This is a genomic window from Micromonospora sp. M42, from assembly GCF_000568915.1.
Classification (GTDB): Bacteria; Actinomycetota; Actinomycetes; order Mycobacteriales; family Micromonosporaceae; genus Micromonospora; species Micromonospora chalcea.
In genome coordinates, this window is the sequence record NZ_KK037233.1 from 4,843,052 (window position 1) to 4,856,923 (window position 13,872).

At 73.0% G+C, this 13,872-nt stretch carries 10 protein-coding genes, 3 pseudogenes and 1 riboswitch; of the genes and pseudogenes, 6 read left to right on the top strand and 7 right to left on the bottom strand.

Going from position 1 to position 13,872, the window contains the following annotated elements:
- Positions 1-1,171, bottom strand: a pseudogene (locus MCBG_RS22300) (aminotransferase class V-fold PLP-dependent enzyme); the annotation flags it as partial.
- A gap of 48 nt (positions 1,172-1,219) precedes the next feature.
- Positions 1,220-1,342: riboswitch (SAM riboswitch) on the bottom strand.
- A gap of 65 nt (positions 1,343-1,407) precedes the next feature.
- Here MCBG_RS22300 and MCBG_RS22305 point away from each other — a divergent pair.
- A complete protein-coding gene (locus MCBG_RS22305) occupies positions 1,408-2,844 on the top strand; it encodes a PrsW family intramembrane metalloprotease (RefSeq protein ID WP_084789594.1) in 1,437 nt (478 codons plus the stop codon).
- Between the two features lie 4 nt (positions 2,845-2,848).
- On the opposite strand, the gene MCBG_RS33170 is transcribed toward MCBG_RS22305, so the two are convergent.
- On the bottom strand, positions 2,849-3,016 hold the full coding sequence (locus tag MCBG_RS33170) for a hypothetical protein (protein WP_166457585.1): 168 nt from the start codon (positions 3,014-3,016) through the stop codon (positions 2,849-2,851).
- A gap of 93 nt (positions 3,017-3,109) precedes the next feature.
- Positions 3,110-3,457, bottom strand: a complete 348-nt coding sequence (locus MCBG_RS22310) for a GroES family chaperonin (RefSeq protein ID WP_043327996.1) — start codon at positions 3,455-3,457, stop codon at positions 3,110-3,112.
- An 88-nt stretch (positions 3,458-3,545) separates the two neighbouring features.
- Here MCBG_RS22310 and MCBG_RS22315 point away from each other — a divergent pair.
- Positions 3,546-4,909: pseudogene (locus MCBG_RS22315) on the top strand (AI-2E family transporter).
- 393 nt (positions 4,910-5,302) lie between these two features.
- Here MCBG_RS22315 and MCBG_RS22320 read toward each other — a convergent pair.
- A pseudogene (locus tag MCBG_RS22320) lies at positions 5,303-7,354 on the bottom strand (ATP-dependent DNA helicase).
- Between the two features lie 215 nt (positions 7,355-7,569).
- Between MCBG_RS22320 and MCBG_RS22325 the strand changes: the two are divergent.
- A complete protein-coding gene (locus MCBG_RS22325; protein ID WP_043327997.1) occupies positions 7,570-8,076 on the top strand; it encodes a DUF402 domain-containing protein in 507 nt (168 codons plus the stop codon).
- A gap of 6 nt (positions 8,077-8,082) precedes the next feature.
- On the opposite strand, the gene sigJ is transcribed toward MCBG_RS22325, so the two are convergent.
- On the bottom strand, positions 8,083-9,036 hold the full coding sequence (gene sigJ / locus MCBG_RS22330; protein ID WP_043327998.1) for an RNA polymerase sigma factor SigJ: 954 nt from the start codon (positions 9,034-9,036) through the stop codon (positions 8,083-8,085).
- Between the two features lie 170 nt (positions 9,037-9,206).
- On the opposite strand from sigJ, the gene MCBG_RS22335 reads away from it, so the two are divergent.
- The 3 genes from MCBG_RS22335 (at position 9,207) to MCBG_RS22345 (ending at position 11,942) form a co-directional block, all read left to right on the top strand.
- A complete protein-coding gene (locus MCBG_RS22335) occupies positions 9,207-10,157 on the top strand; it encodes a PPK2 family polyphosphate kinase (protein ID WP_043328000.1) in 951 nt (316 codons plus the stop codon).
- 149 nt (positions 10,158-10,306) lie between these two features.
- Positions 10,307-10,933, top strand: coding sequence for a DUF47 domain-containing protein (locus MCBG_RS22340; protein WP_030504473.1), 627 nt, complete (start codon positions 10,307-10,309; stop codon positions 10,931-10,933).
- 4 nt (positions 10,934-10,937) lie between these two features.
- Entirely contained in the window at positions 10,938-11,942 is a 1,005-nt protein-coding gene (locus MCBG_RS22345) for an inorganic phosphate transporter (protein ID WP_030504472.1), read from the top strand.
- Between the two features lie 49 nt (positions 11,943-11,991).
- On the opposite strand, the gene MCBG_RS22350 is transcribed toward MCBG_RS22345, so the two are convergent.
- Positions 11,992-12,960, bottom strand: coding sequence for a Gfo/Idh/MocA family protein (locus tag MCBG_RS22350; protein WP_043330895.1), 969 nt, complete (start codon positions 12,958-12,960; stop codon positions 11,992-11,994).
- A 61-nt stretch (positions 12,961-13,021) separates the two neighbouring features.
- Positions 13,022-13,609: a DinB family protein gene (locus MCBG_RS22355; protein ID WP_043328001.1), complete on the bottom strand. Its 588-nt coding sequence runs from the start codon at positions 13,607-13,609 to the stop codon at positions 13,022-13,024.
- Positions 13,610-13,872: the final 263 nt, after the last annotated feature.

Below are 13,872 nucleotides of genomic sequence, written 5' to 3' on the forward strand. Positions count from 1 at the left end.
GTCGGGGGCAGGTCGGTGCGGCCGGTACGGGCGGGGCTCGGCAGCAGCGACGGGTCAGCGGGTGGGCGCAGACAGGCCGCCGTACCCCGATCCGGTGCCGGCTCGCCAGATGCGCGGCCACGTCGGCCGAGTCCCGCCCGGCGACCACGAAGCTGACGATCCCCACCCGTGGGGCGTCCGGGCCGAACATGCGCAGCTCGACCAGGTCGGGCAGCGTGGCGAGGCCACGGCGCAGCCGGGTCAGCAGCGCCTGTTCCCGTACGTGCAGCGCCTGCCGGTCGGCCTCGCCGAGCGCGGCGCAGACCGCCGCCAGCGCCACCGCGCCGAGCAGGTTCGGGGTGCCGGCCTCGTGCCGTGCCGGGCCGGTGGTCCACCGCACCTCGTGCGTGGCCGCGCCGACGTGGCTGGTGGCGCCGCCACCGGCCAGGTACGGCGGGGCCGCGTCCAGCCAGTCCGCCCGCCCGGCGAGCACGCCCGCGCCGAACGGGGCGTACAGCTTGTGGCCGGACAGCGCCACGTAGTCCACGTCCAGCGCGGCCAGGTCGACCGGGGCGTGCGGGGCGAGCTGCGCGGCGTCGACCAGGATGCGTGCGCCGTGCCGGTGCGCGACCCGGGCCAGTTCGGCGATCGGCCACACCTCGCCGGTGACGTTGCCGGCGCCGGTGACCGCGACCAGCACGGGCAGGCCGGGCCGGGCGTCGCGGGCCAGCTCGCCGAGCGCCGCCGCGAGGGACCGGACCGCGCCGGCCGGGCTGTCCGGCACCGGCAGGCGTACCGAGCCGCGCGGCCAGGGCAGCAGGTTGGCGTGGTGCTCGCCGCCGAACGTGATCACCGTGGTGCCCGCGGGCAGCGCCCGGGCCAGCAGGTTCAGCGCGTCTGTGGTGTTCCGCGTGAAGATCACGTGGTCGTCGGGGCGGGCGCCGAGGAAGTCGCCGACGGTCTGCCGGGCCTGCTCGTAGGCGAGCGTGCAGCGCCGGGACAGCCGCCCGCGCCGCGATGCACGCTCGCGTTACCAGGAAAGCCCGGCCACCGCGTCGGCCGCGGCCCGCGCGCACGGCGCGCTGGCGGCGTGGTCCAGGTTGATCTCCCCCGGTACGCCGAGCACGCCGAGCGGGTCGGGCCGGACCGGCGCGGGCAGCACTGGCGACGGGGGTACGAGAGTGAGGGTCATGGCGGAGCCTCCCGGGTCACAGGTGGACCCCGGGTGGTGCCGGGACGGGGTCCGCGCTTGCCCAGCACGCGGAGCGGCGCTGGGCCCGGTCATCACCCGGGGCACCCCACCGCGAACCTCGACGAGGGTTGCCGGCCAGCAAGCCGGGGCTTGACGCTGGCGCTCGTGACCTGTTCGGGAGCATAGCCGTAGCGTTCGGCCCGGACCAGTGGGTCGCGGGTGACTACGCTGACCGCATGGCCGACACCCCGCCCGGCGGAGCCCTGCCGCCGCCGCCCGCGCCCGCCGCCCCGCCGCCGGGAGGGCCGACGCCCCGGATGCCGCTGCGCCGGCTCGGCTGGCGGCGCTTCCTCGCGCTGGCCGGTGTGGTGCTGCTGATCGCGGCCGGCGCGCTGTTCATGGTCTTCACGCTGGGCGAGAGCCTCGGCGCCGAGGCGCTGCTGGTGGGCCTGGTCGCGGCGATCCTGCCGGTGCCGGTGCTGGTCTCCTGCTTCCTGTGGCTCGACCGCTACGAGCCGGAGCCGTTGAAGTATCTGATCTTCTGCTTCGCGTGGGGCGCCTTCGTCTCCACCGCGATCTCGCTGCTGGTCAACGAGACCGGCGCGCGGCTGTTCGACGACCTGGGGCTGCCCGCCGCGCTGACAGCGGTGCTCGTCGCCCCGTTCATCGAGGAGCTGACCAAGGCGGCGGGCCCGCTCCTGGTGCTGATCTTCCGGCGCCGGGAGTTCTCCGGGATCACCGACGGCCTGGTCTACTGCGGGCTCTCCGCGGTCGGCTTCGCCATGGTCGAGAACATCCTCTACCTGGGCGGGTACGGCTACCGCACCGGCGTGGAGCAGTACGGCCCGGCCACCGGCGCGCAGCAGGTGATCGCGATCTTCATCGTCCGGATCCTGCTGTTCGGCTTCGCCCACCCGCTGTTCACCTCGATGACCGGCGTCGGGCTGGGCGTCGCGGCGCGTACCGCCGACCGAAGGGTACGGGTGCTCGCCCCGCTGGCCGGCCTGCTGCTGGCGATGATCCTGCACGGCACCTGGAACCTGCTGCCCTCGCTGGCCCAGGCCACCGGGCAGACGGTGATCGTGCTCTACGGGTACATCGGCGTGATGGTGCCGATCTTCTTCGCCATGGTGGGGCTGGCGATCTGGCTGCGCGCCTGGGAGGGCCGCCTCACCGAGCGCACGCTGCCGGACTACGTGCGGGCGGGCTGGCTCACCCCGCCCGAGGTGGCCGCGCTGGGCAGCCTGGGCCGCCGGCACGCGGCGCGTACGTGGGCCCGGCGGGTCGCCGGTGACGGCGGGGTGAAGGCGATGCGCGGCTACCAGTTCGCCGCGACCCGGCTCGCGCTGCTGCGCGACGGCATGCGCCGGGGACTGGACCGCAAACCCGCCGAGCGGGAACGGACAGCGAGGGAGGAACGGGAACTGCTGGAGGCGATCTCCGCGTACCGGTCGTTCTTCGTCGGCCGGGACCCGCAGGCGCCGGTCGGGGTCTGGGACGGTCAGCGCTACCACCTGCGGTTCCCGGACGGTTCGCAGCGCCCGGTGGAGGCGCCCGACGACCCGGTGGTGCCGATCCCGGTGGTGCTCGCCGCGCCGCCCGCGTACCCGCCGCCCGGCTACGGCCCGGGCGGCTGGCACGGCCCGGGCGCGCCCTGGCATCCCGGGCGCTGACGGGTCAGCTCATCAGGCCGGTCAGGAAGTCGCCGAGCCCCTGGGCGATGGCCATGAGCGCGGCCCCGATCCCCCTGAACACCTGCGCGGCCCCGTCCGGACGGAACGCCATGAAGTAGATCAGGAACGCGAGGAATCCCCAGGCGAGGATCTTCTTGATCACTACCGGCATGGTGTCCCTCCCCAGGGCGCTCAGGTGCCTGGGCTTCCCGCCGGGAAGCGCCGCAAACGGCGCCGATGCCGGGTCGGAGGGTGGAGAGCCGGATCAGAGGTAGAGACCGGTGGAGCCGGCGGCGGTGCTCTCCACCCGCTCGGCCGCCACGGCGTGCACGTCCCGCTCGCGCAGGAGCACGTACGCCCGCCCGTGCAACTCGACCTCGGAGCGGTCGTCCGGGTCGAAGAGCACCCGGTCGCCGGCCACGATCGAGCGGACGTTCGGCCCGACGCCGACGGCTGTCGCCCAGGCCAGCCGCTTGCCCACGGCGGCGGTCGCGGGGATCACGATGCCGGCGGTGGAGCGGCGTTCGCCCTCGGCGCCCTCGGTGCGTACCAGCACGCGGTCGTGCAGCAGGCGGATCGGCAGCCCGGCGTCGAGACTCTGGTCGGCGGTCACGCGAAGACGCTACCGCGTGCCCGGCTGTCGATTCCGCCGTGGTTCGCAGGAGCGCCGGGCGGGCAATGTGTGGCCGAGCCGCCCTAGGGTGGGGCGAGCAGACGTATCCTGTGCCCCCTGCGACGTGGTGGGGCCGACTTTGCCGGAGGTGCGCTTGAGCCGCTTCGAGCGGATGCGCGGACGGCTCCGCCGCGCGTACGAGTCGGGCCGGGAGGCCGCCCGGACCCGCCGGGCCGACCCGGAAGCGGCGCCGGGGGAGGCAGGAGTGGCCTCGCCCGCGTCACCGGGACCGTCGGCGTCGCCGGAGGCGACTGTGGTGGGCGTCGAGCCGCCGGCCGCGATGCACTCGTCGACTGTGAGCCGGGACGACACCGAGGTGCCGCACGCGCTGCGGATCACCGCCGCGTGGTGCTGGCGGCTGATCGTGATCGGCATCGTGACCTGGGCGCTCATCAAGATCATCGGCACCATCAGCATCGTGATCATCCCGCTGACCGTCGCTCTGCTGCTCTCCGCGCTGCTCGCCCCGGCGGTCGGCTGGCTGCTCCGGGCCCGCCTGCCCCGCTCCCTGGCCACCGGTGTGGTACTCGTCGGCGGCCTGGCCGCCGTGGTCGGCACGCTGACGCTGGTGGTCAACGAGTTCATCAAGGGCGTACCGGAGCTGAGCGAGAAGTCCTCGCAGGGTATCCGGCAGATCCAGGACTGGTTCAAGACCGGCCCGCTGCACCTGTCCGACAGCCAGCTCGACCGCTACATCAACGAGGCGCAGAACTGGATCAACGGCAACACCGAGCGGTTCACCAGCGGTGCGCTCAGCACCGCCGCCACGCTGGCCGAGGTGCTCACCGGCACCGTGCTCGTGCTGTTCGCCACGTTCTTCTTCCTGCGTGACGGCAACTCCATCTGGCGGTTCCTGGTCCGGCTGCTGCCGGTCGCGGCCCGCTGGAAGGTCGACGACGCCGGTCGCGCGTCCTGGGCGACGCTCGGCGCGTACGTGCGGGCCACCGTGCTGGTCGCCTTCATCGACGCGGTCGGCATCGGCATCTTCCTGGTGCTGTTCGACATCCCGTTCGCGTTCCCGCTGGCCGCGCTGGTCTTCCTGGGCGCGTTCATCCCGATCGTCGGCGCGTTCCTGTCCGGCGTGGTCGCAGTGCTGGTCGCGCTCGTCGACAGCGGCCCGGTGACCGCGCTGATCATCCTCGGCGTGGTGGTCGGGGTGCAGCAGGTCGAGGGCCACGTGCTCCAGCCGCTGATCATGGGCCGGGCGGTGGCCATCCACCCGCTCGCCGTGATCATCGGCATCGCCGCGGGCGTGGTGCTGGCCGGCATCGCCGGCGCGCTGGTCGCGGTGCCGCTGATCGCCGTGCTCAACACCGCGGTCCGGCGGCTCGCCGCGCGTACCGTGCCGGACACCCCACCGGACGCGTGGTGGTCGCCTCCCAGGCGCCCTGACCCGCACGACCCCCTGACGCCCGTGTCGCCCCGCCCGGGGAGCGCGGCGTCAGCTCTTGCCGAGCCGTTCCAGCGCGCCCCGGCCACCTTACTGTCGCTAGCTGATCGATTGGTCCTGAATAGTGCAAGTCAAAGCTTTTGTGAGTCCCCCAGTTAATCGTGGTGAACTAACTGCCCTGGATTGTGTTGAGCGAAACCCACCGAATCCGTATGCGGCATAGCCGGCACACTGGTTCGCGGAGCCGCTGAATCGCCGTGCTCAACACCGCGGGTCCGGCGGGCTCGCCCGCGCGTACCGTGCCCGGACACCCCACCAGACCGGTGTTGATCGCCTCCCAGGCGCCCTGACCGCACGACCCCCTGACGCCCGTGTCGCCCGGGGAGGCGCGGGCGTCAGCTCTTGGCGAGCCGTTCCAGCGCGCCCCGGGCACCTTGGGCCGGGTCGTGTACCAGAACGGCGGCACGAACGGCGCAGGAACGGGCCGTACCCGCGCGCCGTCTCCAGCCGCGAGTCGAGCACCGCCACCACACCCCGGTCGCCGGTGGCCCGGATCAACCGGCCGACGCCCTGGGCCAGCCGGACCGCCGCGATCGGCACGCTCACCGCCGCGAAACCCGAGCCGCCACCGGCGTCCACCGCCGCGGCGCGCGCCGCGGCGAGCGGCTCGTCCGGCCGGGGGAACGGCAACCTGTCGATCACCACGAGCTGGCAGGCGTCGCCCGGCACGTCCACCCCCTGCCAGAGCGACATCACCCCGAACAAACAGCTCTCCCGCACCTCGCGGAAGCGGCGCACCAGCAGCGGCAGCGCCTCCTCGCCCTGCAGCAGCACGGGCAGGTCGGTCCGCGCGCGGACCAGCTCCGCCGCCTGCTGCGCGGCCCGTCGCGACGAGAAGAGCCCGAGGGTACGACCACCGAGCGCCTCGACCAGCGCCAGCAGCTCCTCACCGGCCGGCCCGGGCAGCCCGGAGACGCTGGGGCGGGGCAGGTGCGCGGCCACGTACAGGATGCCCTGCCGGGCGTAGTCGAACGGCGAGCCGACGTCCAGCGAACTCCAGCCCGGCCCCTCGGTGGCCGGCACGGTGCCGATCGACGCCCGGCTGCCCTCGGCGGCGGCCACCGGCGGCGTGACCGGGGTGCGGCCCGCGGCGGCAGCGGTGGCGATCGCGGCGGCGGCCGGGGACGGCGGGGCAGGCGGCGGCGCGTCCAGCCCCAGCGCCCGGGCCACCGTGTCGAAGCGGCCGCCCAGCGCCAGCGTCGCCGAGGTGGCGACGACCGTGCGCTCGTCGTACAGGTGGGTGGCGAGCGTGCCCGCGACCGACAGCGGCGCGACCACCAGCGCCCGGCGGCTGCCGTTGTCCGGCTTCTCGACCCAGGCGACGTCGTGGTCGGCCTCCTCCAGCAGCCGCTGGGCGGTGGTGGACAGTTCGTCCAGCACCGCCTTGGCCTGCTGCTTGCGTACCGGGTCGGGGTCGTCGGACTTCACGTCGCCGATCGCCTCCAGCGCGGCCCGGGTCGCCGAGTCCAGCAGCGTGCACGCCTCGCGCAGCGCGGACGGCAGACCGGCGGTGAGCCGCCCGGCCGGCGCCTCGGCCAGCCCCACGGCGAGCGCGTCACCGGCCTCGGTGAGCCGCTCGGCCAGGTCCGGGCGCAGCAGCGGCCGGGCCCGGCGGGTGGACCTGTCGATCAGCTCCGGCACCAGCTCGGCCTGGGCCGCCGAGGAGACCCGGTCGGCCAGCTCGTGCGCCTCGTCCACCACCAGCAGCTTGTGCGGCGGCACGATGTGCCGACCGGCGAGCATGTCGACGGCGAGCAGGCTGTGGTTCGTCACCACGATGTCCGCCTCGCGGGCGCGCGCCCGGGACGCCTCCGCGAAGCACTCCTGACCGAACGGGCAGCGGCTCGCGCCCACGCACTCGCGCGCCGGCATGGAGACGGTGCGCCACACCTGGTCGTCCACGCCCGGATCCAGCTCGTCCCGGTCGCCGGTGGCGGTCTCCTCGGCCCAGTCACGCAGCCGCTGCACCTGCTTGCCCAGGCGGCCCGCCTCGCCGAGCCACTTGGTGCCGCCGTTGCCGGGGCGCGGCGCGTCGAAGAGCGCGTCGTCCGGCTCGTCCTCGACCGAGCTGTCCAACCTCGCCAGGCACAGATAGTGGTGGCGACCCTTCAGCACGGCGAACGTGGGGCGCCGGCCCAGCACCGGCTCGACCGCGTCGGCCAGCCGGGGCAGGTCGTGCTCGACCAGCTGGGACTGCAACGCCAGCGTGGCGGTGGAGACCACCACCGGCCCGTCCACCGTCAGCGCCGGCGCGAGGTAGGCCAGGGACTTGCCGGTGCCGGTGCCGGCCTGCACCAACAGGTGCTCGCCGGAGGCGATGCTGCGCTCGATCGCCTCGGCCATCTGCTGCTGACGGGCCGGGCCGCGCCGCCGGGAACCGCGCCCAACCGCGGCGGTCAGCAGCTCCCCGGCGCCGGCGCGACCACTGCGGCGCTTCTTCGGGACGGCCGGGCCGGTGGCGGTGCGGGACGGGGTCACCGTGCGACCGTACCCGCCGGCACCGACGGGGGTCCGGTCGCTCCGGCGGCGTGGCGGGACGGCGGGTCGCGTCCGGTTACCTCCCGATCGCGTGGCGTGGCCGGAATCGGTTAGGGTGCCAGGCATGCCGAGCGACGTGGTCCGCGTGATCTACCGCAAGTACGACGGCAGCGCCCACCGCGACTACCCGGCCCGCCGCCTCGCCGAGGACGATCTCGGCGTCTGGCTCGGCGTGCCCGCCGGCACCGAATCCGTCTACCACGGCCGCCCGTCCGTCGAGCAGATCCCGTTCGTCCTGCTGGTGCCCCACCACGGCTGGTGGACCGGCATGTTCAACCCGCCGCCGCGCACCAGCGAGGTCTACTGCGACATCGCCACCCCGGCCCGCTGGGAGGGCGCGGAGACGGTCCACCTGATCGACCTCGACCTGGACGTGGTGCGCCGCCGCGAGACCGCAGTGGTCGAGCTGCGCGACGAGGACGAGTTCGCCGAGCACCGGGCCCGCTGGGGCTACCCGGACGACGTGGTCACCGAGGCCGAGGCGGCCGCCCGCTGGCTGCTCGGCGCGCTCGGCGACGGCACCGAGCCGTTCGCCACGTCGTACCGGAAGTGGCTGGCGCTGGTGGTCTGAGCCGGCTCACCAGCGCGGCGGCCAGGCGGCGTCCGGCCCCAGCGGCGGCAGCTCGCCGACCTTGTCCGGGTTGAGCTGGTTGAACACCCCGGTGACCCGCCCCTCGTGGACGGCGAACGAGGTGACGATCCGCATGGTCCGCCCGTCCCGGTAGGGGACCTCCGACTGCCAGCCCAGCGTGCCGTCCACCACCACCGGCCGGACCCGCATCGCGCCCCACTTGCGGGCCTGGTTGAACAGGCCGAGGAGCAGGCGACCGGCCGCCTCCGCGCCGACAACCGGCTGGCGGGCCGCCGGGAAGTGGCCGCCGGAGTCGCCGATCGCCACCACGTCGGGTGCGAGCACCCGGACCAACTGCTCCAGCTCGCCGGACTCCACGGCGGCGACGAACGCGGTGAGTACCCGTCGCTGCTCGGCGAGGTCGGCGCTGTGCTGCGGCGCGTCCGGCCGGTGCACCGCCCGCCGGGCCCGCGACGCGAGTTGACGCGCCGCCTCCGGCGTGACCGCGAGGACGTCCGCCACGTCGGAGAACGGCACCGCGAACACGTCGTGCAGCACGAACGCCACCCGCTGCTCCGGCGTCAGCCGTTCCAGCACCACCAGCAGCGCGGTGCCGATCTGGTCGGCGCGTACCGCCCGCTCGGCCGGGTCGGGCGCGAACCCGTCCGCCGCCGGCACGGTGGTCACCACCGGCTCGGGGAGCCACTGACCCGGGTACGCCTCCCGGCGCACCCGGGCGGAGCGGAGCACGTCCAGGCAGATCCGCGAGCAGGTGGTGATGAGCCAACCGCGCAGATCGCGTACGCGGGCGCGCTGCTCGGGGTCGCTCAACGCGCCGGAGAAGCGCAGCCAGGTCTCCTGGACGGCGTCCTCGGCCTCGCTGCGGCTGCCGAGCATCCGCCGCGCGACCGCCAGCAGATGCCCCCGCTCCGCTTCGAACTCCCCCGTAAGTTCATCCACCCACCCATTCTCCCGCCCCACCACCCGCCCCGGCACCCCGCCGCCCACCCTCGCCGATCTTGCGCTTGCCGCCCCGGCAAAAGCCGCTTTCCGGATGCACCAGGGGCCGCAACTGCAAGATCAGCGGGGTGGGGCGGGCGGGAAAGGGCTTCGGGGGTGAGGATCGGGGGATGAGTGAGGTGGTGGGGCCCGAGGGCGGGCCGATGCGGGAACTGCTGCGGGTGGGGCCGGGGGCGGTGGATCTGGCGGCGATCGACCCCCGGTCGACGCCCGGGCTGCCGGCGGTGGCCGGGCGCGGGCCCGCGCGCAAGGAGTGGGCACGGGCCCAGGTCGAGCTGGTCGGCGCGGAACTGGGGCGGCAGCAGGAGATGCTGTACGCCTCGGCGCAGGGCGCCTCAGGTCCGGGCAGCGCCACGAGCGCGCCGGCCCAGGCGGGCGCGGGGCTCGGTGAGGGCCGGCCGCGCCGGCTGCTGCTGGTGCTCCAGGCGATGGACTGCGGCGGCAAGGACGGCACGGTGAAGCGGGTGGCGGGCGCGATGAACCCGCTCGGGCTGCACATCCGCTCGTTCGGGCCGCCCACCGAGGAGGAACTGCGGCACGACTTCCTGTGGCGGGTACGCCGGGCGCTGCCGCCGCCCGGGTACGTGGGCGTGTTCAATCGCTCGCACTACGAGGACGTGCTGATCGCCCGGGTCGAAGGGCTTGTCGACGAGGCGACCTGGCAATCCCGGTACGCGATCATCAACGACTTCGAGCGGGAACTGGCCGAGCAGGCGGTGACCGTGATCAAAGTCATGCTGCACATCTCGTACGCGGAGCAGGGCGAGCGGCTGATGCAGCGGCTGACCGACCCGACGAAGTTCTGGAAGTACAACCCCAGTGACCTGGACACCCGGGCACGATGGGACGACTACCAGGCGGCGTACGCCGAGGCGATCGAGCGGTGCGGCGCCGACGACGCGCCCTGGTTCGTGGTCCCGGCGGACCGCAAGTGGTACCGGGACTGGGCGGTAGCCCACCTGCTGCGCGAGACGTTCGACGAGTTGCATCTGGGGTATCCGCCTGCCGATTTCGACGTTGAACGGGAGCGTGACCGGTTACGGAGCCAACTCGGCGGGTGATCAGGTGAACGGAAGGTGAACGAGCGGTGAATCGGGCTTGACCAGGGGTGGGCCGATCGAAAGCCGCCTGGACGCGATCCCTAGCATGCGCAATGCAGACGCCCGGGCGGCGACGGCCACCCTTCCACCGACACGACGAGGTCCGTGCTGTGAAGTTTTCCTTCCGTCCCACCGAGGGCGCCTTCTACGAGCTCTTCACCAGGGCCGCGCAGAACCTGGTCAAGGGGACCGACCTGCTCAACGAGCTGGGTCTGCCCGGCGCCGACGTGCAGTCGATCAGCGAGCGGCTGACCGACATCGAGCACGACAGCGACCAGATCACGCACGAGCTCTACAAGAAGATCAACTCCACGTTCATCACGCCGTTCGACCGGGAGGACATCTACCGGCTGGGCTCGCTGCTCGACGACGTGATGGACCACCTGGAGGCGGTCGGCAACCTGCTCTACCTGTACGGCCTGACCAAGCTCCCGTCCCTTCCGCGTGAGCTGCACGAGCTGGTCAACGTGCTCGACCTGCAGGCCAAGCTCACCGCCGAGGCGATGCCCCGGCTGAAGTCGATGAAGGATCTTGAGGACTACTGGATCGAGTGCAACCGGCTCGAGAACGACGGCGACCAGGCGTACCGGATGCTGCTGGTACGCCTCTTCTCCGGTGAGTACGACGCGCTCACGGTGCTGAAGATGAAGGAGGTGGCCGACGAGCTGGAGGCCGCCTGCGACGCCTTCGAGCACGTCGCCAACACCGTCGAGACCATCGCGGTCAAGGAGTCCTGATCCAGTGAGTCCCGAACTCATCGCCGTGCTGGCGGTGATCGCGGTCGCCATGGCGTTCGACTACACGAACGGCTTCCACGACGCGGCGAACGCGATCGCCACCAGCATCTCGACCCGGGCGCTGACTCCCCGGATCGCCCTGGCGCTGGCCGCCGTCGGCAACTTCGTCGGCGCGCATTTCGGCGCCGGCGTCGCCAAGACGGTCGGCGACGGCCTGGTCACGTTGCCGACCGGGGTGGAGAGCCTCGGCGTGGTCTTCGCCGGCGTGCTGGGCGCGATCATCTGGAACCTGATCACCTGGTACTTCGGCCTGCCGTCCTCCTCCTCGCACGCCCTCTTCGGCGGCCTGGTCGGCGCGACCCTGTTCGCCGCCGACGGCATCGTCCAGTGGGGCACCATCATCGAGAAGGTCCTCATCCCGATGGTGCTCTCGCCGGTGGTCGGCCTGGTGCTCGGCTTCCTGGTGATGCTGGCGATCATGTGGCTGTTCCGGAAGGGGCAGCCGGGCAAGCTCAGCCGCGGCTTCCGCTGGGCGCAGACCGCGTCCGCCGCCGCCATGTCGGTCGGCCACGGCATGCAGGACGCCGCCAAGACCATGGGCATCATCGTGCTGGCGCTCTACACCGGTGGCTTCCAGGAGAGCAAGACCCACATCCCGGGCTGGGTCTTCTGGACCTCCGCGGCGATGCTGGCCGCCGGCACGTACGCGGGTGGTTGGCGGATCATCCGGACGCTCGGCCGGAAGATCATCGACCTCGGCCCGGCGGAGGGCTTCGCGGCCGAGACCGTGGCCAGCGCGGTGCTCTACTTCAACGCGCTCGTGCTCAAGGCGCCGATCTCCACCACGCACACGATCACCTCGGCGATCATGGGTGTGGGCGCGACGAAACGGCTCTCCGCGGTGCGCTGGAACGTGGCCGGCAACATCGTGATCGCCTGGATCATCACGTTCCCGGCCGCCGCCGCGATCGCCTGCCTCGCGTACCTGCTGGTCCGCCCCCTGTTCTGAGCTCCCGCGCAACGACGTCGAGGGGTTCCCCGCCGTGGCGGGGAACCCCTCACGCGTAGGAGACGCCGATCCGGGCCTTGATGTCGTCGATCAGGCCCATCACCTCGAGCGTGGCGGCGTGCGGCACCAGCGGGCTCTCGGTCAGCCCGGCCGCCAGGCAGCGCTGCACCTCGATCGCCTCGTACTGGTAGCCGCCGCCGGTCAGGTCCGCCGGGATCGTCTCCGGCTCGGCGCCGGCCCGGTGCAGCACGGCGTGCGCGGGCCGGAAGAACAGCTCGGGCAGGTCGATCCGGCCGGTCGTGCCGGTGATCGACGCGGTGATCGCTGTCGCGCCGACCATGCCGCAGCTGAGCGTTGCCACCGCGCCGGAGTCCCAGCCGAGCACCATGCCGGTGTTCTCGTCCACCGCCTCCGGGGTCAGCTTCGCCCACGCCTGCACGTGCTGCGGCACGCCGAGCACCAGGTGGGCCAGGCTCAGCGGGTAGACGCCGAGGTCGAGCAGCGCGCCGCCGCCGAGTGTGCGGGCCCGCATCCGGTGCTCCGGCGGGAACGGGCCGGCCACGCCGAAATCCGCCCGTACGTGCGTCACCTCGCCGATCGCGCCGTCCCGGATCAGCTCCAGCACGCGCAGGATCAGCGGGTTGGTCCGCATCCACATGGCCTCCATGAGGAACAGGCCCCGGGCACGGGCCGTCTCCACCAGCTCGGTGGTGGTCGGCAGGTCCAGCGTGCAGGGCTTCTCCACCAGCACGGCCTTGCCGCCGGCCAGGCACGCCAGCGCCGCCTCGTGGTGCGCCGCGTGCGGGGTGGCCACATAGATCGCGTCCACGTCCGGGTCCGCGGCCAGTTCCGCCCACGAGGCGTACGCCCGCGGCACGTCGTGCCGGCGCGCGAACAGTTCGGCGCTCTCCCGGGTACGCGAGCCGACCGCGACCAGTTCGGCGTCCGGCACCAGCCGCAGGTCCTCGGCGAAGCGGGCGGCGATGTTTCCGGTGGCCAGGATTCCCCAACGCGTCATGCCCGGCACGCTATCCCTTCCCGCTGCGGGACCGGCAGGGTGATCCACCGGTCGGGACGGCTCAGCGGGGGGTGTCGGCGACGGCCAGGGCGGCCAGTTCGATCGTCGCCCGCCGCGTCGCCAGCGTCGGCCGGTCGGGTTCCAGGTGCGCGTACGCGGCCCATGCCCCGGTCGAGCCGTCGAGCTGTTCCCGCAGGATGTCGGCGTGCCCGGCGTGCCGGTTGGTCTCGGCCAGCACGTGGACCATGACGTTGAACAGCTTGACGTCGGGGCGGGGCCACCACGGCACGTGGCCGGGCGCGTCGATGGGGAGGGCCTCGATGGTCGCGTCCGCGTGCTCCCACGCCCGTCGGTAGCGGCCGATCACCTCCTCGCGGGTCTCGTGCTCGGTCGCCCACATGTCGGCGCCGTCCGGATCCGGATCGTCCCACCGGGGCAGCGGTTCCGGGAACGGCCTGCCGAACACCTCGCCGAAGTACCGGGCCTCTGTGAACGCCAGGTGCTTGACCAGGCCGAGCAGGTTGGTGCCGGACGCGGTCAGGGGGCGGCGCACGTCGTACTCGGACAGCCCGTCGAGCTTCCACAACAGCACCTCGCGGATCTGACGCAGGTCGTTGTGCAGATACTGCTTCGCGAAGTCGTCGATCACAGGTCACCACCCTGCCAGGCGCGGCCGGCGCACGCTGCCCGGTGCGCGCCGGTGGGTGCGCGGCGGTCCTCCAGGCGGCTGAAGTCACTTCGCTAGTGACCACTTAGCGTGAAGGTTGCGGAGCGTAATGGATCCCGTTCGACTCCTCGCAGAGCCGGGTACCCAAAAGCCACTAGGCAGACATAAGTCAGCCCGATTTCGGGCTGGGCCAATCGCCTCTCGCCGACTTTGCTCTGCAGCCCCATGCGCACTGGTTACGGAAG

Coding starts and splice junctions, on each gene's coding strand:
- MCBG_RS22325 (WP_043327997.1), top strand. CDS start 7,570: ATGCCGAGCGACGTGGTCCGCGTGATCTACCGCAAGTACGACGGCAGC.
- MCBG_RS22305 (WP_084789594.1), top strand. CDS start 1,408: ATGGCCGACACCCCGCCCGGCGGAGCCCTGCCGCCGCCGCCCGCGCCC.
- MCBG_RS22350 (WP_043330895.1), bottom strand. CDS start 12,960: ATGACGCGTTGGGGAATCCTGGCCACCGGAAACATCGCCGCCCGCTTC.
- MCBG_RS22335 (WP_043328000.1), top strand. CDS start 9,207: ATGAGTGAGGTGGTGGGGCCCGAGGGCGGGCCGATGCGGGAACTGCTG.
- MCBG_RS33170 (WP_166457585.1), bottom strand. CDS start 3,016: ATGCCGGTAGTGATCAAGAAGATCCTCGCCTGGGGATTCCTCGCGTTC.